At 46.6% G+C, this 23,402-nt stretch carries 25 protein-coding genes; 15 read left to right on the top strand and 10 right to left on the bottom strand.

The annotated features are described in order from the left end of the window. Nucleotides 1-11 precede the first annotated feature (11 nt). From liaH to liaR, 5 genes are all read left to right on the top strand, one after another. Nucleotides 12-689: a stress responsive protein LiaH gene (gene liaH, locus P3X63_RS18415; RefSeq protein WP_026588716.1), complete on the top strand. Its 678-nt coding sequence runs from the start codon at nt 12-14 to the stop codon at nt 687-689. A 103-nt stretch (nt 690-792) separates the two neighbouring features. Next, nucleotides 793-1,653, top strand: coding sequence for a LiaG family protein (gene liaG, locus P3X63_RS18410; protein ID WP_277691641.1), 861 nt, complete (start codon nt 793-795; stop codon nt 1,651-1,653). Between the two features lie 30 nt (nt 1,654-1,683). Next, entirely contained in the window at nt 1,684-2,415 is a 732-nt protein-coding gene (gene liaF, locus P3X63_RS18405; protein WP_026588714.1) for a cell wall-active antibiotics response protein LiaF, read from the top strand. Then, nucleotides 2,412-3,494 carry a two-component system sensor histidine kinase LiaS gene (gene liaS / locus P3X63_RS18400; RefSeq protein ID WP_026588713.1) on the top strand — a complete coding sequence of 361 codons (1,083 nt, stop codon included), beginning with the start codon at nt 2,412-2,414 and terminating at the stop codon, nt 3,492-3,494. The genes liaF and liaS overlap by 4 nt, the downstream gene beginning before the upstream one ends. Then, nucleotides 3,472-4,107: a two-component system response regulator LiaR gene (liaR, locus tag P3X63_RS18395; RefSeq protein ID WP_026588712.1), complete on the top strand. Its 636-nt coding sequence runs from the start codon at nt 3,472-3,474 to the stop codon at nt 4,105-4,107. The genes liaS and liaR overlap by 23 nt, the downstream gene beginning before the upstream one ends. A 36-nt stretch (nt 4,108-4,143) precedes the next feature. Here the strand turns inward: liaR and P3X63_RS18390 are convergent, their stop codons facing one another. The 4 genes from P3X63_RS18390 to P3X63_RS18375 are packed head-to-tail and all read right to left on the bottom strand — an operon-like array spanning nt 4,144 to nt 8,204. Then, on the bottom strand, nt 4,144-4,530 hold the full coding sequence (locus P3X63_RS18390; protein WP_026588711.1) for a hypothetical protein: 387 nt from the start codon (nt 4,528-4,530) through the stop codon (nt 4,144-4,146). 44 nt (nt 4,531-4,574) lie between these two features. Beyond that, on the bottom strand, nt 4,575-5,696 hold the full coding sequence (locus tag P3X63_RS18385; protein WP_277691640.1) for a Ger(x)C family spore germination protein: 1,122 nt from the start codon (nt 5,694-5,696) through the stop codon (nt 4,575-4,577). Beyond that, nucleotides 5,693-6,793, bottom strand: coding sequence for an endospore germination permease (locus P3X63_RS18380; protein WP_026588709.1), 1,101 nt, complete (start codon nt 6,791-6,793; stop codon nt 5,693-5,695). Before P3X63_RS18380 ends, P3X63_RS18385 begins: the two co-directional genes overlap by 4 nt. Then, nucleotides 6,762-8,204, bottom strand: coding sequence for a spore germination protein (locus P3X63_RS18375; protein WP_026588708.1), 1,443 nt, complete (start codon nt 8,202-8,204; stop codon nt 6,762-6,764). The genes P3X63_RS18380 and P3X63_RS18375 overlap by 32 nt, the downstream gene beginning before the upstream one ends. A 126-nt stretch (nt 8,205-8,330) precedes the next feature. On the opposite strand from P3X63_RS18375, the gene P3X63_RS18370 reads away from it, so the two are divergent. Continuing rightward, nucleotides 8,331-8,498 carry a YvzF family protein gene (locus P3X63_RS18370; RefSeq protein ID WP_077735545.1) on the top strand — a complete coding sequence of 56 codons (168 nt, stop codon included), beginning with the start codon at nt 8,331-8,333 and terminating at the stop codon, nt 8,496-8,498. A gap of 80 nt (nt 8,499-8,578) precedes the next feature. Continuing rightward, nucleotides 8,579-9,967: a class II fumarate hydratase gene (gene fumC / locus P3X63_RS18365; protein ID WP_277691639.1), complete on the top strand. Its 1,389-nt coding sequence runs from the start codon at nt 8,579-8,581 to the stop codon at nt 9,965-9,967. A gap of 47 nt (nt 9,968-10,014) precedes the next feature. Here the strand turns inward: fumC and P3X63_RS18360 are convergent, their stop codons facing one another. Continuing rightward, entirely contained in the window at nt 10,015-10,908 is an 894-nt protein-coding gene (locus P3X63_RS18360; RefSeq protein ID WP_026588706.1) for a TetR/AcrR family transcriptional regulator, read from the bottom strand. 186 nt (nt 10,909-11,094) lie between these two features. Between P3X63_RS18360 and spxO the strand changes: the two genes are divergently transcribed. Then, nucleotides 11,095-11,259 carry an anti-adapter protein SpxO gene (gene spxO, locus P3X63_RS18355; protein WP_179115645.1) on the top strand — a complete coding sequence of 55 codons (165 nt, stop codon included), beginning with the start codon at nt 11,095-11,097 and terminating at the stop codon, nt 11,257-11,259. Between the two features lie 23 nt (nt 11,260-11,282). On the opposite strand, the gene cssS is transcribed toward spxO, so the two are convergent. Both cssS and P3X63_RS18345 read right to left on the bottom strand, forming a co-directional pair. Further along, a complete protein-coding gene (gene cssS / locus P3X63_RS18350; RefSeq protein WP_026588705.1) occupies nt 11,283-12,629 on the bottom strand; it encodes a two-component system sensor histidine kinase CssS in 1,347 nt (448 codons plus the stop codon). Continuing rightward, nucleotides 12,626-13,300 (bottom strand): response regulator transcription factor, encoded by a 675-nt coding sequence (locus P3X63_RS18345; protein WP_026588704.1) that lies wholly within the window; start codon nt 13,298-13,300, stop codon nt 12,626-12,628. The genes cssS and P3X63_RS18345 overlap by 4 nt, the downstream gene beginning before the upstream one ends. A 242-nt stretch (nt 13,301-13,542) precedes the next feature. On the opposite strand from P3X63_RS18345, the gene P3X63_RS18340 reads away from it, so the two are divergent. Continuing rightward, nucleotides 13,543-14,913 (top strand): S1C family serine protease, encoded by a 1,371-nt coding sequence (locus P3X63_RS18340; RefSeq protein ID WP_026588703.1) that lies wholly within the window; start codon nt 13,543-13,545, stop codon nt 14,911-14,913. 114 nt (nt 14,914-15,027) lie between these two features. On the opposite strand, the gene P3X63_RS18335 is transcribed toward P3X63_RS18340, so the two are convergent. Both P3X63_RS18335 and P3X63_RS18330 read right to left on the bottom strand, forming a co-directional pair. Next, complete coding sequence (locus P3X63_RS18335; RefSeq protein ID WP_026588701.1) at nt 15,028-15,492, bottom strand: Dps family protein; 465 nt, start codon at nt 15,490-15,492, stop codon at nt 15,028-15,030. Nucleotides 15,493-15,571: 79 nt separating this feature from the next. Next, a complete protein-coding gene (locus P3X63_RS18330; RefSeq protein WP_026588700.1) occupies nt 15,572-16,429 on the bottom strand; it encodes an oxidoreductase in 858 nt (285 codons plus the stop codon). A 155-nt stretch (nt 16,430-16,584) separates the two neighbouring features. On the opposite strand from P3X63_RS18330, the gene P3X63_RS22970 reads away from it, so the two are divergent. The 4 genes from P3X63_RS22970 (at nt 16,585) to P3X63_RS18315 (ending at nt 20,162) form a co-directional block, all read left to right on the top strand. Further along, the gene (locus tag P3X63_RS22970) at nt 16,585-17,112 is read left to right on the top strand and encodes a D-alanyl-D-alanine carboxypeptidase family protein (RefSeq protein ID WP_481748562.1); all 528 of its coding nucleotides are present in this window, start codon (nt 16,585-16,587) and stop codon (nt 17,110-17,112) included. Further along, nucleotides 17,100-17,738: a D-alanyl-D-alanine carboxypeptidase family protein gene (locus tag P3X63_RS22965; protein WP_481748561.1), complete on the top strand. Its 639-nt coding sequence runs from the start codon at nt 17,100-17,102 to the stop codon at nt 17,736-17,738. Before P3X63_RS22970 ends, P3X63_RS22965 begins: the two co-directional genes overlap by 13 nt. Before the next feature lie 108 nt (nt 17,739-17,846). After that, nucleotides 17,847-19,631, top strand: coding sequence for a M3 family oligoendopeptidase (locus tag P3X63_RS18320; protein ID WP_026588698.1), 1,785 nt, complete (start codon nt 17,847-17,849; stop codon nt 19,629-19,631). 81 nt (nt 19,632-19,712) lie between these two features. Further along, nucleotides 19,713-20,162, top strand: coding sequence for a YusW family protein (locus P3X63_RS18315; protein ID WP_077735541.1), 450 nt, complete (start codon nt 19,713-19,715; stop codon nt 20,160-20,162). A 42-nt stretch (nt 20,163-20,204) separates the two neighbouring features. Here the strand turns inward: P3X63_RS18315 and P3X63_RS18310 are convergent, their stop codons facing one another. Further along, a complete protein-coding gene (locus tag P3X63_RS18310) occupies nt 20,205-21,182 on the bottom strand; it encodes an ABC transporter substrate-binding protein (RefSeq protein WP_026588696.1) in 978 nt (325 codons plus the stop codon). Between the two features lie 151 nt (nt 21,183-21,333). On the opposite strand from P3X63_RS18310, the gene P3X63_RS18305 reads away from it, so the two are divergent. Next, entirely contained in the window at nt 21,334-22,335 is a 1,002-nt protein-coding gene (locus P3X63_RS18305; protein WP_277691638.1) for a FecCD family ABC transporter permease, read from the top strand. Further along, complete coding sequence (locus P3X63_RS18300; protein WP_035428471.1) at nt 22,332-23,387, top strand: FecCD family ABC transporter permease; 1,056 nt, start codon at nt 22,332-22,334, stop codon at nt 23,385-23,387. The genes P3X63_RS18305 and P3X63_RS18300 overlap by 4 nt, the downstream gene beginning before the upstream one ends. Nucleotides 23,388-23,402 lie beyond the last annotated feature (15 nt).

The following is a 23,402-nucleotide window of genomic DNA, read 5'->3' as shown; positions in this document are numbered from 1 at the left end:
AGGACGAAATCATGGCGTTCAAAAGAATCAGAGATATGTTTGTCGCAACAGTAAATGAAGGATTGGATAAAATGGAAAACCCGCGGGTGATGCTGAATCAATACGTACGCGATATGGAAAGCGACATCGCGAAGGCAAAACATACGATTGTCAAGCAGCAGACGATTGAGCAAAGTTTCAAAGGGAAGTATGAAGAGGCTGAAAAACTGACCGTTAAACGCAAAAACCAGGCCCAGCTTGCTTTTGATGCAGGTGAAGAAGAGCTTGCCAAAAAAGCGCTTTCCGAAATGAAGTATTTTGAAGCCAAAACCGCTGAATATCAAGAGGCTCATCAGCATGCGAAAAAACAGCTTGCTGAATTAAAAGAACAGCTGAAAACGCTCGAAGTCAAACTGCGCGACATTAAGGACAGAAAACATGCATTAATCGCCCGGGCAAACGCTGTCAAAGCAAAAGAGCATATGAATGCTTCCTTCAATAAAATCGATAGCGAAAGCGCGTACCGTGAATTTATGAGAATGGAAAACCGTATTGAAGAAATGGAAACGAAAGTCAACAGCTATGCCGAGCTTTCCGCGGGATCTCCGTACAGCCGCCTTGAATATGCGAAAGAGGTTGAACAAGAGCTTGAAAACATGCGGGCGAAAAAAGCCGGATTGGAAAAGAAAACAGCAGCCGGCAATGAATAATCAGGGGGCTTTAAAGGCCCCTTCCTTCAATTTTTGATTTCTTTCAAACAAAATGTTCCTTATAATAAGGAGCATACACTTACTTGCCGAAAGGATTAAGCATATGAAGAAAACGATAGGGAAGCTGATGATTCTCGCCGGCATTCTGATCTTTGCCTGCTTCATCTATAATGGCGCAGGCGGTTTTTCATTCGGCGGTTTCAATCAAAAGGCAGACCATACAGCCGCGGCTTCGCTGAAGGGAATCAGTGCGATCGATATCAACGCCAAAAGCATCACGGTCAACATCAAAGCCGAACAGCGCGATGATATAACCGCCGAGCTGACAGGCAATGCGCGCCTCGAGTCAGCGGAAAAGGGAAATACCCTTCAGCTCACCGTTCACCCGAAGCCTTTTCAATATTTCTTTTTTCAAAAGAATGAACTTGTTGTCAAAGTTCCTTATGAATACAAAGATGATCTGTCCGTTATATCAGGAAGCGGCAATGTGAAAATATCAGGCGGACGTTTAGCCTTAAATAAGGTCACATTAAGCTCAGGAAGCGGTACCCAGAAAGTGGATCAGCTCCAGGCAGAAGAGCTGGAAGTCCAAGGGACATCGGGAAATATTCGTTTGAAAGATGTTCGGACAGCGGAGGGGGATATTCGCTCAACATCCGGAAACACAGAGCTTGAAAATGTGACAGGCAGATTGAACATCAAGCAGACGTCAGGTGACTTGCGAGCTTCTTTTTCTGCTGTTGATGCCCCTTTGAGCATCAAACAGACATCGGGAAACGCCAAACTCGACCTACCCGACGATGCGGACATCAGCCTTGAAGCAACATCGACAAGCGGCAGCATCAGCCATTCTTTTTCCTTTGATCAGATCAGCAGCGATAAACGGACCCTGACTGGAAAAAACGGAAATGGCAAAAATAAAATTGATATCTCGCTGACAAGCGGGAATGTATCCATTGAATAACCAAGCAAAAGAAAGGGGGCCCGGGTCGGCATGCGTCTTACAAAAAACCAATTGATCGGACTTATCATCGTCTTGTTCGGAATCAGCATATTTTTGCAAAACAGCGGGCTTGGAGACGTTTTATTCTGGCCGCTCGCTTTTCTGTTTGCCGGGTATTTTCTTCATAAATATTCGCGCCGCTGGCTCGGGTCCGTGATGTATATTTTTGCAGGCTTCCTGCTGTTAAAGGATATTTTCAGCATTACATTCAGCCTGTTCGGCTTCTTTTTTGCCGCCTTTTTAATCTATGCGGGATACAGGCTGGTCACAAATCAGCCTGTTTTTGACCGCAGTAAACCGAAAGACCGCCAAGCGCGCGAAACGGACCCGGAACGGTATCGGAAAAAAAAGAACGCAGGCCAGCGCAGCTTTTTTTTCGGTGATGTGAAATTGATGAAAACGCCTTTTGATTTAAATGATTTGAACATATCGGGTTTCATCGGAGATGTGAAAATCGATTTGTCGAAAGCGATCATTTCAGATGAGGATCATACGATCGTGATCACCGGGCTGATGGGGGATGTCGACATTTACATTCCGTCCGACCTCGATGTGTCGATCAGCTCTTCGGTGTTAATCGGCGATGTTGATATTATCGGGGAAAGGCAAAGCGGCATGGGCAACCAAATCTACACCGAGTCGGAGCATTACGAACAATCGGCAAGACGGGTCAAAATCTCGATCTCTCTGTTGATCGGTGATGTGGATGTGCGGTTTATATGAAAACGAACAGGCTTGCAAATATTCAGTGGCGCGCCGTCCGTTTGTCATTGGGGGTCAGCTTTACAGTCTTTATTGCCGTTTTGGGCTTCATGCTCTTCTACTATCAGCTCGACCCGCGAGTGCTCATCGCTTCCAGATGGTTCGGCATTCCGTTTATCGCTCTCCTGCTGTTGATCAGTGCTGCTGTCGGCTTCGCTTCCGGCTACATGTTCGGCAATCAGCTCAAAAAACGGCTCGAAAAACTGATCGAATCGATCATAAGGTACGAAAACGGCAATTTTGCGTATAGGATTCCGTCGCTTGGCGATGATGAAATCGGGCTTGCAGCCGATCAATTGAACGAAATGGCCGTAAGGATCGAAAGGCAGGTCGCCTCTCTGCAAAAGCTGTCCAATGAAAGGGCGGAATGGCAGGAGCAAATGAAAAAAGCCGTTGTCTCAGAAGAGCGCCAGCGGCTGGCGCGGGAATTGCACGATGCGGTAAGTCAGCAGCTGTTCGCGATTTCGATGATGACTTCAGCCGTTCTCGAAGGAGCCGCGGGTGATGAGAAACTCACACAGAGGCTGAAAATGGTCGAAAAAATGGCGGCCGACGCACAAAATGAGATGCGGGCGCTGCTGTTGCACTTAAGGCCGGTTACCCTTGAAGGAAAAGGTTTAACAGAAGGGCTTGCCGACCTTTTGAAAGAGTTTAAAGCGAAACAGTCGATTGATATCGATTGGGAAATCGATGATACCGAAAAGCTCGCGAAGGGTGTCGAAGACCATCTGTTCAGAATTGTCCAAGAAGCGCTTTCCAATGTCTTCAGGCATTCAAAGGCGACCAAAGTGTCCGTCAGGCTCTTGTTCAGAAACAAGCAGCTTCAGCTGAAGGTGATTGACAACGGGGAAGGGTTTCAGATGGACGACGTGAAGACCTCCTCTTACGGGCTCAATTCCATTAAGGAAAGGGCGAGCGAAGTCGGCGGGGTGGCGGAAATTATTTCATTTGCGGGAAAAGGAACACAGGTTGATGTAAAGGTTCCGATCTTTGACCAAGGAAAAGGAGAGACCGAAGGTGATTCGAGTACTGTTAATTGATGATCATGAAATGGTGAGAATGGGGCTGGCTGCTTTTTTGGAATCACAGCCGGACATAGAGGTGATCGGCGAAGCTTCAGATGGCAGGCTCGGCGTCGAGCTGGCGATTGAAAAAAAGCCCGATGTTATTTTGATGGACCTTGTGATGGAAGGGATGGATGGCATTGAGGCGACAAAGGAAATCTGCGGGAAGCTTGACGATCCGAAAATCATCGTTTTGACAAGTTTTATCGATGATGACAAAGTATATCCGGTCATCGAAGCAGGCGCGCTCAGCTATTTGCTGAAAACGTCGAAAGCGAGTGAAATCGCCGATGCCATCAGAGCGGCGAGCATAGGCGAACCAAAGCTGGAAGCAAAGGTAGCCGGAAAAGTGCTGTCAAAGCTGAGACATTCGTCAGGGGAACAGCCGCTGCATGAATCGCTGACAGCGAGGGAACTTGAAATCCTCAAGCTTGTGGCGGAAGGAAAAACAAATAAAGATATTGCCGAAGAATTATTCATTACGATTAAAACCGTCAAAACCCATGTCACCAATATCCTTTCCAAGCTTGAGGTCGATGACCGTACACAAGCCGCCGTCTATGCGCACCGAAACAAGCTCGTTCAGTAAAAAAAGCCAAAAAACAGCTTTCTGATGAAAGCCGTTTCAGCCGTTCCAATATTTCCGGTCATCAGCTGCGGGCAAAGTGAAAGATTCTGCCTCAGCGGTTTGAACGGGTTCTGCTGCGGTCTCGTTTTTTTGATGATCATGTTTGCCCGTGATATCGCTTGTCTTGCAAATGAGATCGAGCCGTTCGGCGAGAGCGGTGTTGTTTTTTTCCTGCAAATCAATCAGCTTGCTGATGCCGAGCAAAATAAAGCCGCCGATGACGGAAAAAACCGGTGTGGAGAGATACGAACCAATCGTGAAGAACAGCATCGACTGCGAATCCTCCATATACGGGTCATAAAGGACGTCATTGATAATAAAACCGGACAAAATAATTGCCGCCGCAATCATTACAATCCCTGTTACCTGCAATATCCGCTTCAAGCTACATCACCCTTTCACACCCATTCTATCAAAAAATTCTGCGCCTATCTCACCTTCGCCGCCCCTTTTGTTCCAAAGTCCTGGATGGTGGCTTTGATATGATAGTCGATATCGGCTTTTGTGAAGTAGTGATCCCAATTGTGTTTTTCTTTTTTCCATCTTTTCGGATATTGGATTCTGACATAGTCGGAAAAATCGGTGACATCCGCTTTGATATCGCGCTGCAAGCGGTTGATGAGAGTCCTGACTCTTTTTTCAATATCTTTTTGAATGGAACGTTCAATGGCTTTAATATAATCGGGATTAAAAGAATCCTCGCCTTTATACCAGTCTTCAGACAATCTTCCTTTAATATCGGAATGAACATCAAACTGATATCTTCCGTTTTTTCTCGTTGTTTGAACGCGGTGTGTCATCGAAAACACTTCAAAGGAAAACAAATGCCCTTTGTGTCTCGCATCAATGACGCCGCCTGTCACTTTCCCCGTCAACAAATTCAAAGCCATAATTTCTTCCGGAGAAATATTGGCGATCGGCCTGTTATTTTTGAGAATGGCCCCGCCGCCCATCTGCAGCTCACCCTTTATCGCGGTAATCTTTGGCATGATAAAAGACAAGCCCTTCTGCATGTTAATTGAAATGTCCCCCAATGTGACCGGCTCAAGCAATTTAATCGTCGACTGCCTGTTCTGTGAGACGTTGTGTATCACTTCTGAAGCGGGATCCCCTGCATCATCGATTTTCAAAAAAGGACCGGCTTCTCCTGATGTCATATAGACTTCACTGCTTCTTCTGAGGCTGTTGTCACGGATGAACTGGTTGACTATGGCGTCTAAAGAAATCTCCGATACGAGATCCTCCGAGAACAGAATAACCTGCAGGTGCTGTGAGAAAACCGGGAAGTTTTTCAAAGCGGTCGACCGGATCGTTTGATGGACCGTATCTCCGGAGGTGGATACAACCTTGGTCTGATCTTGGGCGTTGCCGGGTTGGCCGATTTTTTTGGGAACGAGAAACTGAAATGTCATCTTCACTTTTTTGTCGTCTTCGCCTTTGTCCATCGCAAGGCCGATGGCAATGCTGAGCTCTTCGATCTGCCTGCTGTCCCAGCAGCCTGTCAAAAGGAGAGTCAGGGACAGCACGGCTAACAATCCCTTTTGTCTCACGAAGCTTTAAACCTCCTTTTAGCGGAAACGATGATAAACATGAGAAGCGGAAGCACGCAGAAAACGACGATAAAGACATAACCTAAATTATCGCTGAAAACGGAGACATCATTGACGTCTTTCGGCAAAAGGGATGCCAGGTAAGCAGCGGCGCCGATGAAAAATACGTTTTTTTTGACGGGCCATCCGAATACATGTTCAAGCCCTGACGCGGCAAAGTAGGTATAGACGACAAACGTGGAGAAAAACTGAATCGTCCAGATGACGAGCAAAAAAGATTCGAATCGTTCGATGAAAATACCTCTGATTTCAAATGATTGAAATAAAGAAATCGTCGGCCAGGTCATCGTCATCACTTCAGTTGCGGTCAGCGCGCCTACGACTACGGTGAACGTCAGCACATATAAAATAAGCGGGATGCCGAAGCCGATGGCGGTGGCTCTGAACAGCTTTTCTTTGTTTTTAATATACTTTGGCAGAAACAGCATGGTCTCGACGCCTAAAAATGAAATGGAGACAACTGTCAAAGCGCTTGTGACCGAGCCGAATCCCAAACCGAGAATAGGCCTTAAATTGTTGATTTGAAACATATTCAGGCTCAGACCGTAGACGACAAGCAGAACAACGAGCGTGATCGACAGAAAAAACGGGAAAATCTTTGACATGTCGCTGATGCCGCCGACAACCATATAGATCGCGCAAATCACGAACGCGAAAATCGTCACACCCATCGGGGTGAATTGAAGCAGGAAAAATTTGACCATCTCAGCCATCGCTCGCGCTTCAAAGCTTGCCACTGCAAAAAAATACAAAACGATCATCAGGTTCAATAGATTCCCGATGATGAAGCCGCAGCCTTCTTTCGTATAATCAAAAAAGGTGAGGACGTTGTGTTTTTTGACGATTTTGGCGTTCAAATAAATGATCAAAATAAAAACAATTCCTTCCAAAGCCAAAACGATCCAGCCGTCAGGGGAGACCGTTTTTTGCGTGAGTGACCTTGGAAGCGTCAAGAGTCCCGCGCCAAGCATCGTGCTTGTGATAATAGAAGCGGCTTCATATGTGCTAATCCGATCGTGCTGATTTTTTTGCCCCATTTTGATGACTCACCTCACGATTCTTTGTCGGTAAACGAATGATCGCTTCATCCGAATGTTTTAAGCTGAAAAAATGGTTGGGATTAAAATACGGGATGCCAAAGCTTCGCTGCCTCACCAAATGGGTGAAGATCACCATCATCCATAAAATGATCCCGTACAGTCCGAACACGGCAGCGACAATCATGGAAATAAAGCGCAGCACCCGAAACGACAGCCCCATCCCATATTGAGGAACCGTGAATGAAGCAAGAGCGATGATGCTGACGATGATCACCATGACCGAGCTGACAATATTCGCTTGAACGGCCGCCTGACCGATGACCACGCCTCCGACTAAACCGATCGTCTGGCCGAGCGGGTTTGGAAGTCTTAAACCCGCTTCCCTTAAAAGCTCAATCGTCACTTCCATAATCAGCGCTTCAAGCAGCGGAGGAAACGGAACATTTTCCCGCGTGCTGGCAATGGTTACAGCAAGAGCGGTCGGCAGCATCCCCTGGTGAAATGAAACGAGGGATATATAAAAAGCCGATAAAAACAAGGTGATAAAAATCGAGCTGAACCTTAAAAACCTGATCAGGGTCGTGGCGATCCACCGCTCGTAATAATCGTCCGGAGACTGCATCACCATGCCGAACGATGCCGGAACGATCAAAGCAAACGGCGAATAATCGACAAAGATGGCGATCCGACCGTTGAACAGTGCGGACGATACTTTATCAGGTCTTTCTGTGTTTTGAATCTGCGGAAACGGTGAAAACTTGTTGTCTTCAATCAGTTCTTCAAGCACACCCGAATCTTGAATGTCATCAAGCTGAACCTTTTTCAAACGCTTTTTCAGATCGGTGATGATCGCCTTGTCCGCTTTGCCGTTTATATATAAAATGGTTGCGTGTTTCAGCTTGCTTTTACCGATCGGCATCTTCTCAACGATCAAATCCTGATCAGGAACGCGCTGCCTGATGAGCGCCACATTTGTCTCCACGTCTTCGATAAAGCCGACTTTCGGCCCTCTGACGACATTTTCTGTATTGACCTCTCCGAGGCTTCTTTTCTTTTTTGCAAATGTCGGCAGCGAAAAAACGGTATTCATGCCGTTTACCAACAGGAGGCACTTTCCTTGAAAAATCGCGTTTATCGCATCTTTTTCCTTGCGGATGGGCTCGGCGTTCAGTTTGTTTAAGCGGAGGCGGACGTCTTCCAGTGTGAGAGAACTTCCATCAGTGCACAGCGTTTTGGCGGCTTTCTGAATTTTGGTGTCATCATTCAGTTCGCGAAAATACAAAAAATAGAAAATGATGCCGCTGTCCAGCATTTTTTTGTTTTGAACGAGGTCATCGTTTTGCTCGAGATGAGGAAGAAGCAAACTGAGATTTTCGTGGATATGATCCTTAAACTCCGACTGATTCATGCTGTCACCTGCCTTGCTCGTTTCTGATGATGGATATAGGTTATCTTTTCCTGTTAAAAAAACAATATACTGTGTTACAGTAGTGTTTGGTGAAATTTTCATTGAACAGAGACGGAGTGAGAAGAGTTGGCGCAGATCAGGCTTACGGGGAAGTCGGAGGAGATTGAACGCATTATCCAATCTTTTTCAAAGCATTATGACGTATCATACGTTTCAAAGGAATACGGAAGGACAAATCCGAAATATAAATATGCAAAAGATTCGCGAGTTTATATTGAGCTAAAATTAAAATAAAGCTAAAATTTAAATAAGAGGGTTTTTGCAAAATGTATCGAAATAAGATGAATGCAGACTATAGAAGGAAGGGATACATAGTGGATTACAGAATTGAAAAAGATACGATGGGTGAAGTCAAAGTTCCCGCTGATAAGTTTTGGGGGGCGCAAACCCAGCGAAGCAAGGAGAACTTTAAAATCGGTTCTGAGAAAATGCCGCAGGAAATTGTGTATGCGTTTGCAATTTTAAAAAGAAGCGCAGCCATCGCCAATGAAAAACTCGGAAATCTCGAAGCGGAAAAGGCCGAAGCCATCGTGTCCGTTTGCGACGACATTTTGAAAGGCAAATATGACAGCCATTTCCCTCTTGTTGTCTGGCAGACCGGAAGCGGTACGCAAAGCAACATGAATATGAATGAAGTCGTCGCCAACAGAGGTACGGCCTATCTTGAGGAAAAAGGGTCAAGCCTGAAAATCCACCCGAACGATGATGTCAACCGCAGCCAAAGCTCAAACGACACCTTCCCGACAGCGATGCACGTCGCAGCGGTTCTGGCGATTTACGAAAAGCTTGTTCCGGCGATTGACCGCTTAAGAAACACGCTGAATGAAAAGGCGGAAAGCTATCAGGATGTCGTCAAAATCGGCCGCACCCACCTGCAGGATGCGACACCTCTTACACTGGGACAGGAGATCAGCGGCTGGGTGTATATGCTTGACCGCTCTAAGGAAATGATTCTGGAAGCGACCGAGAAAATCCGCGAACTTGCCATCGGAGGCACGGCGGTTGGAACAGGGATCAACGCCCATCCGGAATTCGGCAGCAAGGTTGCCGAAGAAATCAGCAGCCTGACCGGGCAGACTTTCAGAAGCTCGCCGAACAAATTCCACGCGCTGACAAGCCATGATGAGCTGACACACGTGCATGGCGCTCTTAAAGCGCTTGCAGCCGACCTGATGAAAATCGCCAATGATGTCAGATGGCTGGCGAGCGGACCGCGCTGCGGAATCGGCGAGCTGATCATTCCTGAAAATGAACCGGGAAGCTCCATTATGCCGGGCAAAGTAAACCCTACACAAAGCGAAGCCTTGACAATGGTCGCCTCCCAAATCATGGGGAATGACGCAACGATCGGCTTTGCGGCAAGTCAGGGGAATTTTGAATTGAATGTCTTCAAGCCGGTGATCATTTATAATTTCCTGCAATCGGTTCAGCTCCTCGCCGACGGCATGAATTCATTCCACGACAAATGCGCCGTGGGCATTGAACCGAATCAGAAGACAATCGATAAGAACCTGACGAACTCTCTGATGCTTGTCACCGCTTTAAATCCGCATATCGGCTATGAAAATGCGGCGAAGATCGCGAAGCTGGCTCATAAAGAGGGATTGACCCTGAAAGAAGCGGCGCTTAAACTGAATCTGTTAACAGAAGAACAGTTTGATGAGGTCGTGAAACCTGAAGAAATGGTAAAACCGAAAGCATAGCAAAAAAACGGCTGCACATTGCGGCCGTTTTTTTATAGCTATAGCGGTTAAAGGAGCCGCTGATCATTCGTTTCCGGTTTTTTTCTGAGCAATTCGGCGAGTTTGACCGCTTCTTTTTGCAGCGCTTCGTATTCCTTTATATTATACAGCATGCCTTTAATGATCGCGTTTCTAGGCTTTTGTTTCCGCAGCTCTTTGTCCAAAATACCGAGGCTTTCAGTCAGATCGGAAGGCGGGGCCCCTTGATAGCGCTTGTCTGCTTTGATCCGCATTTCTTTAAGCAGGGCTTCTTTGAGCGGATCGAACGTATAGAAAGGCCCGAACCACTTGTCAGCTTCTTCGATGGAAATGAGCGGCATTTCGTTTCGCTTCATGATTCCTTCGGCCAAGTCGTCAAGACGGTTCAGCAGATGGTCTGCGAGAAGGTGAAGATCAATAGAATGGTGCAGCAAAATCATCAATTCAAGATATACGTCGCTCATTCCGTTGATCATAAAGCAGAGTTCGGCGCTGTACGGTTCAATATCTTTGCCGTAAATTTGGCGGATGTTTTCCATATGGAGCTTAAGCGTTGTCGTCCGCATTTTTTTGGCGAAAGATTCAATCTCTTCATTGATCGGCAGCGAGCGTTCATTGAACTGCATGGTGATGAATTCTTTATGCTCAAGAATATTTTCAAAAAATACGGCGAGCTGTTTCCGGTAGACGTCCCGTGGATTGTCATTTTCCGTTTGAATTTTTTGGATTCGGGTAAATATTTTATCGTAGTAATAATGAAGCACTGAAAGGAGAAGCGCTTCTTTTGATTTGAAATAGATATAGAAAGCGCCTTTTGAGATTTGGCATTCCTTTGCAATTTCCTGTACCGATGTAGAACTATACCCTTTTTTGGCAAATAGCTTAATCGCTGTTTCGATTATGACTCTCTCTTTTTCTCTCACGACCTTCACCTTCCTGAAAGGTTAACATTTCAAGTTTTTTAGGCTGCACCCGCTGACTGCGGGGTCACCTCTATTGTCCCGTCATAATTTTAACTAGATTGTAACTTGTTTTTTTGTTTGATATTATTTATATTATAAAGTAAGGTGACCGAGTGGTCAAAATTTGCGGAGAAAGGGTGAATATTGATGAAAGAAATCGATGAAATGATCAGCCGCCTGCGCAGCAGGGGAATCAAAGTGGACAAAGTCAAATACCCCAAACACATGCTGTCGGAAAAGAAATGGCTGAAAAAGCAAAAGAAAGCGATCAAACCGAACTACCGCGATTTCAACGGCTATTCGTTTATATAAAAAAAGACTGCAGCGTCTACAGTCTATTTTTTAGGAACGGATATCGTGTAACAAACACCTGTTTCATCATTTCGAATGGTCATATCAGCTTGATGAAGAGTCAAAATTCGTTTGACGATGCTGAGCCCAATGCCAAATTCGCCTTTCTTCCCTTTATTAAAAGGCTCGTACAGGCTGGAAAGCATCTCTTCTTCAATGTGGGGACCGTCATTTTTGATGATGATCATCGTATATGTTTTCGCAGATTTCACGCTGATTTCGATACGTGTTTCCGCATAGCGGATCTGGTTTTCAAGAACGTTTTCCATCAGCTTGCTCCATTGTTCTTGATCGCCTGTCAACATTGTTTCCTCTTCAAAATCAACCTTCCAGATCAGTTCTTTTTTAGACCATCTCAAGCGTTCAACAACTTCTTTTATCACCTTTTGTATATCAAACGTTCCGTATTGTCTTTCCTGTCTCAGCAAATAATCGAGCTTTGTGAGGTACAAGAGGTCTTTGATTTTCTTTTCCAGCTTTTCAGCTTCACCTTCGATAACATGAATCGTGTTTTCCAAATCGCCTTTCGGATAAATGCCGTCTTTGATTGACTGGGTATATCCGCGGATCACCATGACGGGCGTTTTCAGATCGTGGGAGATGTTTTGCAGGAGCGTCCGCTCTGTCTCATCCTTTTGAATCAGTTTCTGGCGCATATCCTCAATGGTATGTCCGAGCTTTCCGATTTCATCCTCCCTGTCGACGATGACCGGATCGTCCCAATCCTGTTTTGAAATCCGTTTGACATGCTTTTCCAGCGTCACAAGCGGCCTTGATAAATACTTTGCCAGCCAAATCGATGGTATCCAGCTTAGCAAAATGACGACGATCAAAATAAACAGAAGCTGTTTGAACAGGGTATATGATAAGTCATCCCTGTAGGAATCAAGCGCATATGACAATAATAGAAACGTCTCATCCTGGGTCCTGAATTTTTTGAGCACAAAGAAAACATGCTTGCCATTGACATTTTCTGAATATCTCTTTGAAGATGCCGTCTGTTTTTTACCCAGTTTTTGCACTTTCTTGATAAACGAATCCGGCAAAATCTGCGGACTTTGGTAGACCGTCCCGTTTTCGGGCAGCAGAACATGCTGTACATAGCGGTTCGTGCTTCGCGAGCCATTGCCTCCGCCAAATTCCCTTTCGGGTGAATCGGAAAATCCGTATTCCGTCAGGACGTGCTGCTCATTTTCAATGTTTGTATAAATCTCATCTGTGAAAAAGTTTCGTAACGTCGATGAAAATAAGAATATAAGGAAAATCGAGACGGTTAATAAAATTCCGCAAATGACCGCCCAGATTTGAAATGCGAGCGATTTATTTTTCATGATTTCAACATCCTGTATCCAAACCCGTAGATCGTCTCCACTTTGAGTTCAGGCATTTTTTTGCGCAGTCTTCTGACAAGGTCGTCCACAACCCGGTCTGTCCCAAAGTAATCATCTCCCCAGACGCTGGTGAGAATATCCTCTCTTGAAAAGGCGCGGCCCTGGTTGTTCATAAAGAGGAGCAGAAGGTCGAATTCCTTTGATGTCAGATTAATCATCATGTCCTTTTCATAGACTTCCCTCAGATCCTCGAAGACTTCATAGACGGAAACAGCCGTTCCTTTTTTCTTTGCGGACGGGTCTTCTTTATATATAAGCTTGAGAAGCTTCTGAACGCGGATGATCAATTCGCGCGGAAGAAACGGCTTGGAAATATAATCGCTGCTGCCGAGTTCCAGACCGAGCACCCTGTCGATATCCGCATCCCGTGCGGAAATAAAGATGACGGGAACATCGGGATCTTCATTTTTTATTTCTTTTATTAGCGTATAGCCGTCGATATCTGGTAACATAATATCGAGAATCCATAAATGAGGTGACTGGCCGATTTTTTGCCTGGCGCTTTCACCATTCAGAAAAGAAGTGACGTGCCAGCCTTCGCTTTCTAAATATTTTGTCAGCAATTCATTTAAATTCTCTTCATCTTCAACTAGATAAATGGTGTATGACAAGGTCGGTTCACATCCTTTCTACGTCATTATACTAGTTTTAACACACGTCTGGTCAATTTTCATAATTTCACATATTCTTTTCATTTTTATCCCATAATGTTTCGATAAGATGCTTAACAGGGAAGAAAGGAATTTGCATGAAATGAAACATATACGGCCGGTATCTCTTTTTTTTGTGAGTGTTAAAGCTTTCTGCCATTTGCGAACGTTGAAGACAAGAAAAATAAAGGAAGTGTACGCTTATGGACTTTAGACGCGATGACGAGCAAAAAAATGAACATGAACAGCCTCAGCAAGAAGAGGCAAAGATACCGCAAACAGCGGGTTCTGAGGAACAAGGCAGAAGCCTGCCGGCAAACGAACCCGAATTGATTTTACAAAAGGATGCGGATGAAGAGCCGGATCCTGCTCATGAGGAAACAGCCGCAGCCCTTGAACAGGGCAGGGAAGCGAGAACAGCAAAAGAAAAGCGGCGCAAGGCATCATGGCTCAGTCCGATTTTGGGAGGCATCATCGGCGGCGGACTGGTATTGGGGATTTCACCGTATCTGCCGGCCGATCATCAAGATGATGCAGCAGGCGGCAAACAGACGGTGCCGAAACAATCGCAGAACTTTACGACAAAGCCTGTGACAGACGCCAACAATGTTGCCGATATGGTGGAAGACTTGGAGCCGACGATTGTCGGAGTCTCCAATATTCAAGCCAGCTTCGGCTTTTCCGAGGATGATGTTGAAGAAAGCGGGACAGGGTCCGGCGTCATCTTTAAAAAAGACGGCGATAAAGCCTATATCATTACAAACAACCATGTTGTTGAAGGAGCAACAAAGGTTACGATTTCTTTATACAACGGGAAAACGACCGATGCCAAGATCATCGGCAGTGATGCGCTGACCGATTTGGCAGTTTTGCAGATCAGCAGCAAAAACGTTGAAAAGGTTGCAAGTTTCGGAGATTCTTCAAAACTGCGGGCAGGCGAGAAAGTGATCGCGATCGGAAACCCTCTCGGCCTTCAATTTTCACGAACGGTCACAGAGGGGATCATCAGCGGTGTCAACCGGACGATCGAAGTCTCCACATCTGAGGGCAATTGGGATATGAACGTCCTTCAGACGGATGCGGCGATCAACCCGGGCAACAGCGGCGGGCCGCTGATCAACTCCAGCGGCCAGGTCATCGGCATCAACAGCCTGAAGATCAGTCAGACCGGCGTCGAATCGCTTGGCTTTGCCATCCCGAGCAATGATGTACAGCCGATTGTCGATGAGCTGTTGCAAAAAGGAAAAGTGGAACGGCCGTTCCTGGGCGTTCAAATGATCGATATGCAGCAGGTTCCTGAACAATATCAGACGAATACGCTGGGTCTCTTTGGAGATCAGCTCAATACCGGTGTGTATATTGATAAAGTGTCGCCGAATTCGCCTGCAGACAAAGCCGGAATGAAGGCGGGCGATGTCGTCATCAAAATGAACGGAACAAAAGTTGAAACGACTTCCGATCTCAGAAAAATTCTTTATACGGAAACAAAAGCGGGAGAGACCGCCACATTTGAAGTGCTGAGAAAAGGCAAGGAAAAAACGCTGAAAGCGAAGCTTACGAAAAGTAAATCATAAATAAAAAAGCCATGGCGCGTGCCATGGCTTTTTTGCGTGCCGACTTTGATATCGGCATCAGAGCGTTTTTTAAAACATTTGAAAGCCATGGCAATCTGCCACGGCTTCTGTATATTACTCGCCCAAAAATGAAGAAAGCATCCAAATTTGCTTATCAATTTCCTCTGTTAAGGCGATATAAAGGTCAGCGGTAGAATGGTCTGATTTATCTTCGGCAAGTTCAATGGTATGCTGAATTTCCGTCCGGATTTGCCGGTAGTCGCTGATCAGTGATGATACCATATCAGATGCTGTTTCTTCTGAACCGGAATCAGAGATGGTGCCGTGATCAAGATATTCTTTCATGGTTGAAAGCGGACGCCCGCCGATGGCAAGCAGCCTTTCCGCGATGACATCGGCTGTTTCAGCGGCGTGATTGTAGAGCTCTTCAAATTTTTCATGCAAGGTAAAGAAGTGCGGTCCTTTTACATACCAATGGAAGCGGTGAAGCTTCGTGTAGAGGATGAACCAGTTTGACAAATTTGTATTCATTGAGTTTTCAAGTACAGGATTTTGTTGTTTTAGTTGTTGTGTGATCATGTAAAATTTCCTCCTCGTGTTTTTCATTTGTTAATTATATTATAACAAATATAAAATTAAAATAAATACTAAATTATAATTATTTTAAATAACCTGATTTAAACAGATTTTTGCCGACCGCCCACTCCCATATCCGCCATGGCAGCAATGCGTGGCAGAAAATCAGCAGGCCTACGCCTTTGCCGATCGGATAGCGCAGCTTTTTAAGCCGCTTTTTTTGCGCGAGACGGCTGATCAATCGGGCCACTTCTTCGGGATTTCCGTATTGCCTGCGGTTTTTTGCAATGAAGTCCGAGATTTGGGCAAAGTATCCGGCGTATGGAGAACCCGCATCAGGGACAGTTACCTGTCCGGCTAAAGAAGTGTCCCAGATCGCCGTCTTATAGGAGCCCGGCTCGATGACGGCCACATCGATTCCGAATGGGCGCAGCTCGAGGCGAAGGCTTTCTGAGAATCCTTCGACGGCATGTTTTGAAGAGGCGTAAGGCGAAAAAGCGGGAAAAGCGATTCGTCCGCTGATGCTGCTGATATTGATGATCTTGGCGCCGCCGTTTTTCTTCATATAAGGAAGAACGGCTTGAGTGACGGCGATTAATCCGAACACATTCGTTTCATACTGTTTTCTGTACTGCTCTAGAGGCAGCTCTTCGGCAAAGCCCCCGTAAGCTGTCCCCGCATTATTGACGAGAAGGTCAACGGCTCCGTAACCTTTAAGTTTTTCAGAGAATGATGAAATGGAATGCTCTTTTGTGACGTCAAGCGCTGTGACGGTAATCGAAGCTTCAGCGCCAAGCTCGGCGATGCGTTTTTGCAATGCTGCCGCTTTTTCCGGCTGCCTCGCCGTTGCGATCACAAAATGGGTTTCGGCAAGCTTTAATGCGGTCAATAAACCAAAGCCGCTGCTGGCTCCCGTTACGATTGCGGTTTTGTCTTTCAAAGCGTTTCCTCCGTTCCTATTTTGACATGTTGACAAATTGTTCTTGCCAGAGGATTGATAACATTGATAGAATTTAGAAAGTGCTAAAAGACCTATTTTTCAGAAAAAGTCTGCTGATTCACGCAGCAGTTTGATATTAAAGGCAGGGTGACACGATGAAAACGAAAATACATCTCCTCTTCTGCATTGTACTATGCTCGACCATGTTTTTTCATGGTTCGGCTAAAGCAGGGGAAAAAAAGAAGCCGCGTATTCAAAGCGTTTCCGCTATATTGATTGACGCGAAATCGGGACAGGTGATATATGAAAAAAACGGCGGCAAAAAAATGTATCCCGCCAGCATTACAAAAATTGCGACAGCGATTTATGCGATCGAAAAAGGAAATCTGAAAGATCGTGTGAAAGTCAGCAAAAGAGCGGCTGATACGGAAGGGACAAGCGTTTACCTGGAAGAAGGGGAAACGGTGCCCTTAAAACGGCTGCTTCAAGGGCTGCTGATGAATTCCGGCAATGATGCCGGAACGGCGATTGCTGAACATGTAAGCGGCAGTGTTGAACGGTTTGCCGACGACTTGAACGCGTTTGTCGCAGAGCGTGCGGGAGCCAAAGATACGCATTTCACAAATCCCCACGGACTGTTTGACAAGGATCATTACACGACGGCCTCGACATGGCGAAAATAACGGAATATGCGATGAGAAACAAGACCTTCCGTGACATTTTTTCACAGAAGCAAATGGCCTGGCACGGCGAGACCTGGGACACGACATTGAAAAACCATCATCGCATGCTGATCGGAGAAATTCCTTATCAAGGGATAACCGGCGGCAAAAACGGATATGTGGATGAATCGAAGCACACCCTTGTCACAACGGCGTCGCGGGGAAGCCTGGATTTGATCGCCGTTGTGATGAAAGCAGACCATCAAAACATGATGTACAAGGATACAAAAGCGCTTTTGGATGAAGGGTTTAACGGGTTTGAAACAGCCGCATATAAAAAGGGAAGCCGGTTTGCGACCAAGGACGGGACAAGCCTTGAACTGGAACACCCTGTATTTGTCACAAAAAAGAAAGGCGAAGTGCTCAGTGAAAGCCTGGGAAGCGACGGAGTGCTGAAAATCAAAGGGGAGGACGGGAGACTGTTGAAATCCGTTAAGATCGCCGATCCGTCCGTGGAAAACGGCGCGGATCAGGCTGCGGCCGCTCAAGGCGGACCGCAGAATAAAAGCGGGCTATTTTTATTCGCCTTCGGTCTGGTCAGCCTGGCGGCCGCAAGCTATGCCGTCAAACGGCTGCGCCAGCTGTAAAAACATCATAAAAGCGTGCCGGTTGCTCATGGCCCGGCCGCTTTTTTTACCTCAGGAAGGTAAAATTATCTTATAATGGAAACATGACGAACAAGGGGGGTTTTTCAAGTGGCATATCATCATCTCAAGGACACATGGGATCTCGATGTTTTCTTTAAAGGCGGGAGCGATTCTAAAGCCTTTCAGGCATATTTAAAAGAAATCAGCTCACTGCTCTCCACTTTTAAAGAAAAGGCGGAAGCCCTGTATGTATCAAAAACGGAGCTCGGCGCCCTCAAAGAGGCGCTGGCGCTCTTTGAAGAAACCGATGTGAAAATCAGGGAGGCGCAGGCGTATATCGGCTGTCTGCAAGCACAGGACACGACCGATTTAAAGGCGAACGCCCTCAATTTTGAAATCACACAGATGGCTGCAGAGTTTCAAAAGGTGTTGACCGTTTTAGACAGCAAGCTTGCTGACGTTTCAAACGAAGACTGGAAAACGATTCTGAAGGATGAAGAGCTTTCGGCTATCGCCTATATTTTGAATGAAAGGCGAACACGGGTAACCGAAAAGCTCGGCACCGAACAGGAGTCATTGATTCAAGGGCTGTCTGTCGACGGATACCATGCCTGGGGGGATCTGTACAACAGCATCATCAATCAAATTCAAATTCCGTATGAAGAAGATGGGGAAACGAAAATTCTGTCTGTCGGACAAGCGCAAAATCTGACGTCCAAACCTGACCGGAAGATCCGCAGCTCCGTATTTGAAAACCTTGATCATGGCTGGAAGCAGCACGCCGATTTATTAAGCAGCACCCTGAATCACCTGGCGGGCTTCAGACTGAACGTATATAAGGCAAGGGACTGGGACAGTGTCCTGAAGGAGCCGCTTGACGTCAACCGGATGAAGCAGGAAACCCTTGATGTGATGTGGGAGGTCATTATCGATCATAAACAGCCGTTTGCCGACTACCTTTTGCGGAAAGCGTCTCTTTTTGGTTTGGATCGGTTGAGCTGGTATGATGTCGATGCTCCAATCGGCTCTGCCGCAAAGGAATATTCGTATCATGAAGCGGCCGGTTTTATCACCAGCCAGTTTGACAAGTTTGGCAAAAAGCTGTCCGCATTTACGGAAAAGGCGTTCAAGGACAGATGGATTGAAGCGGAAGACAGGGGAGGCAAACGTCCAGGCGGCTTTTGCGCCAACTTCCCGGACAGCGGTCAATCGAGGATATTTATGACATTCGCCGGCAGTCCGTCGAATGTATCGACACTTGCGCACGAGCTCGGCCATGCTTTTCACCAGGAAACCATCCTTGGCGAAAGGCCGCTGAACAGGGCGTATGCGATGAATGTGGCGGAAACGGCTTCAACATTCGCGGAAATGATCGTGGCCGATGCCGCTTTGAAAGAAGCTGATTCAGATGAGGAAAAGCTCGTTCTTCTGGAAGACAAAGTACAGCGGAGCGTCGCTTTCTTTATGAACATCCATGCGAGATTTTTATTTGAAACCCGCTTTTATGAGGAACGCAAAAAGGGGGTCGTCTCTGTCGACAAGCTGAATGAGCTGATGGAAGAAGCGCAAAAAGAAGCGTTTTGCGGGGCGCTTGGGGAATACCATCCTTATTTCTGGGCTTCCAAGCTCCATTTTTACATTACATCTGTGCCGTTTTACAATTTTCCTTACACGTTCGGCTACTTGTTTTCGCTCGGTATTTATGCACAGGCTTTGAAAGAAGGGCGCGCGTTTGAGGAAAAATATATCGCGCTTTTAAAAGATACAGCCTCCATGACGGTTGAAGATCTGGCGATGAAGCATCTCGGCGCTGATTTGACACAGCGGGGCTTTTGGGAAGACGCCATTCAGCTGGCTGTCCGGGATGCGGAAGCATTTTTAGCGCTGACTTAAAAAGTGAGATTCCTCCTGTTTGCATGAGTTTACGGCAAACTGGACATAGCTAATAGTAATGTCCATATAGGAGTGAACTGTATGAACGTTTTTCGGATCGCCTGTTTTCTTGTGTCCGTCGTCTTGTTAAACGGGTGTCAGTCCGTTGCCGAACAGCAGGCGGAAGGCGAGGAAACAATCGGAAAGGACGCCCCTGTTGCGGATGTAAACAGCATTCCCTTTGACCGGTTTGTGTTAAAGGTGAGCTACGGTGACGGCAAACATAATACATTTGAAGCAAGCTACGCAAAACAAGAGCGGGAAGAAGCTGAAATCATCGACAGGCTGAACGATCTGGATCGCGAGGGAGAAGAAGCGCTGAACGAAATGAAGATGGTGTTGAGCGAGCTATCAATCGCCAAATCCGATTCGCAGTCAGACGTCATCCGCTATGTGCTGGAAGCCTTTAATCTGGATGAAGGATATGACCGGTTTCAGCTGCAGGTTAAATGGCCTGACGGAACGGCAAAACGGTATACCGGAAAATCATAAAGGAGCATTTCCAAAGCGGAAATGCTCCTTTTTTAGTGTGATTTAAGATTTCAAAAAGTATTTTTCGATATCATCAAGAAACAGGTAAGCCGCTTTTACACCGCCTGCCGTCGTCCAGATGGCATCATCGACTTCATGCGCGTTTCCGGATTTCACTGCTTTTAGCTTTTTCCAAAGCGGATCGCTTGTCCAATCGTTTTGCCATGTTTCTGCATCTTTTTTGCTTTCCGCAGGTTTATATGTGAAATAGAACAGAACATCTCCGTCCATCTCAGGAATCGATTCCTTGTTTTCCGTCATAAAAGCAAACTTGTCGTCTTGTTTTGCAAACAGCTTTTCCTGTTTTTCAGGGAACTTGAAGCCGATTTGCTGCAAAATGATCCCCGGGAATGAATCTTTATAATAAATTCTTGATTGGCCGGCCATAAATCTGACAACTGAGACTCGTTTCTTCTTTTGATCACCGAGTTTATCGCTTAATTCGCTGACCTTTTTATCGAAATCTTCTAAAATTTCTTTGCCCTTTTCTTCTCTGTTTACCGCTTTTGCATAGAGGGAAAAGTTGTCCTTCCATTCGCCGCGGAGCGTTTCAGAGAAAACGGTCGGAGCGATTTTCTCCAGCTTGTCGTAGATTTTTTCTTGCCTCATTTTATTGCCGATGATTAAATCAGGCTTCAATTCGGCAATCGCCTCAATATTCGGCTCGCCTTCAAGGCCGACCACTTTGACGCCTTTCATGTCGTCTTTAATATGATGATACCAAGGGTCGCCTGTCCAGGATTTGACTGCACCCACAGGCTTAATTCCCAATTTCAGCAGCGCTTCTGTTCCTTCATTTGTCAGTACGACAACCCTTTTTGGATTGGCCGGGACCTGATCCTCTGTACCCATAGCGTGTTTAACGGTTATCGTCTTTTTATTGTCTGCACCGTTTGAAGAGTCTTCATTACCGGCGCTGCAGGCCGCAAGAAGTGAAATCGCTAACATAGCGATGAAACCAAGCATTGTCCATTTTTTCATGTTTGTCCTCCCAAAGAATGTTGTTGTTCATCATGATCATAATTTTCAGCAGGAATTTTGTCAATTGTTAATTGAAAATGATTTTCAAGATCATTGATATCTGATACAATAACCGTAGATGTTTCCAGTCAGACTAGGAGAATTTTAATCTATGCTCTTAAGAACGAATAAATATAGAACAATCGTACTACTGTCCTTTATTTTGCTTCTGATTGCCGCACTTTGCGCAAGTGTCGTATACGGCTATACGAATACGTCGTGGTCGATGGCCTATAAGGCGTTCACCGATTTCAGCGGATCCAATGAACATCTTGTGCTTAGAAACGTGCGTTTACCGCGCGCGCTGATTGCCGCAACTGTGGGGGCTTCCCTCGGGGTTGCCGGGGCATTGATGCAAGCGATGACTAAAAATCCCCTGGCTGAGCCCGGTATATTCGGTGTCAACGCAGGAGCCGGCTTTTTTGTTGTCTGCTCTCTGTTTTTCTTTCATGTCGGCTCGCTTCAGGTGATCGCCTGGATCTCATTTTTGGGCGCTGCCGTTACCGCTTTAATCGTCTATTTTGTCGGTTCCCTTGGCAGGGAAGGCTTGACTCCGGTGAAGCTGACGCTTGCGGGGGCGGCGATGTCAGCAATGTTTTCATCGCTGACTCAAGGGCTGCTTTCAGTTAATGAGGCGGCGCTCGAACAGGCGCTGTTTTGGCTCGCCGGCTCTGTCCAGGGACGCGACCTGAGCCTTTTGACGACCGTCCTCCCGTATATCGTTCCGGCATTCATCATCAGCTTTCTGCTTGGATCAAAAATCAATGTCTTAACGATGGGGGAAGATGTGGCCAAAAGCCTCGGCCAGAAAACATGGCTGATCAAAGCGCTGATGGCGTTGGCGATTATCCTGCTGGCCGGCGGTTCCGTCGCTGTTGCCGGGCCGATCGTCTTCGTCGGGCTTGTCATACCGCATTTTGCGAAATATATCGTCGGCAACGATCACCGCTGGATCCTTCCGTATTGTGCCGTGCTGGGCGCAATATTGCTTGTCGTCGCTGATATCGGCGCCAGATACCTGATTATGCCTGAAGAGGTGCCGGTCGGCGTCATGACGGCCATCATCGGAACACCCCTCTTTGTGTATGTTGCGAGAAGGGGGTTCCAAAAATGAAAAATTATCGCAAACTGAGGATTGGAAAAGGAAGCATTTCATTTTTAATCGGACGAAAGGCGCTTTTTTCATTCATCATCTTGGCGCTGCTGACAGCTTGTGCAATCGTCTTTAGCGCCGGTATCGGCGAGCGTTTTATTTCTCCGGGGACAGTCGCGAAAACATTTTTCGGAATGGGAGATCCGGCGGATGAGCTGATCATCATGTCCTTCAGAATGCCGCGGATTTTGGTGGCTTTGTTTGCGGGAATCTGTCTGGCGGCAGCCGGCTCGATCCTGCAAGGGCTCATCCGCAACCCGCTTGCTTCCCCCGACATCATCGGTGTGACGGGCGGGGCATCTGTCGCTGTTGTCTTGTTTTTAATGCTGTTTTCAGATAAAAGCAATGCGCTGATCGTCAGCATCAGCTGGCTCCCTGTCGCCGCATTTGTCGGCGCGGCGCTTGCCGGAATGATCGTCTATTTTCTGTCCTATAAAAACGGCGCCTCAACCTTTCGGCTCGTGCTGATCGGGATTGGTTTTTCAATGCTTGCCAAGTCCTTGACGACATTGTTTATGATCAAAGGGCCGATATACAGAACATCTCAGGCAAACGTTTGGATTACCGGATCAGTATATGGTTCCAACTGGCAGGATGTGAATATTTTAATCCCGGTTGCGCTCATCCTCCTGCTGATTTGTGTCATCACCGCCAGAAACATCAATATTCAGACGCTTGGGGAGGAGCTTGCGACAGGCGTGGGAAGCTCTGTTCAGCGGAATCGCTTTTTGCTCCTGCTTTTGAGCACGGCTTTTGCCGGAATCGCCGTCGCGTTTTCAGGAACGGTCGGGTTTGTCGGGCTGATGGCTCCGCATATCGCAAGGAGGCTTGTCGGTTCGTCGTTCGGCGCGCTGTTGCCGGTGGCTGCGCTGATTGGAGGATTGCTCGTGCTGATCGCCGATATCATCGGGAGAACGCTTTTTGCACCAGTTGAAGTGCCTGCGGGCGTTTTCACCGCTGCCATCGGCGCCCCGTACTTTATCTACTTGCTGTATAAAAGCAGAAACCAATAAAAGGAGAGATTTCAT

This window comes from Bacillus sp. HSf4 (assembly GCF_029537375.1).
GTDB classification, from domain to species: Bacteria; Bacillota; Bacilli; order Bacillales; family Bacillaceae; genus Bacillus; species Bacillus sonorensis_A.
Note: the sequence above shows the minus strand (reverse complement) of the source record. Positions and strands in the feature narration are given on the sequence as shown.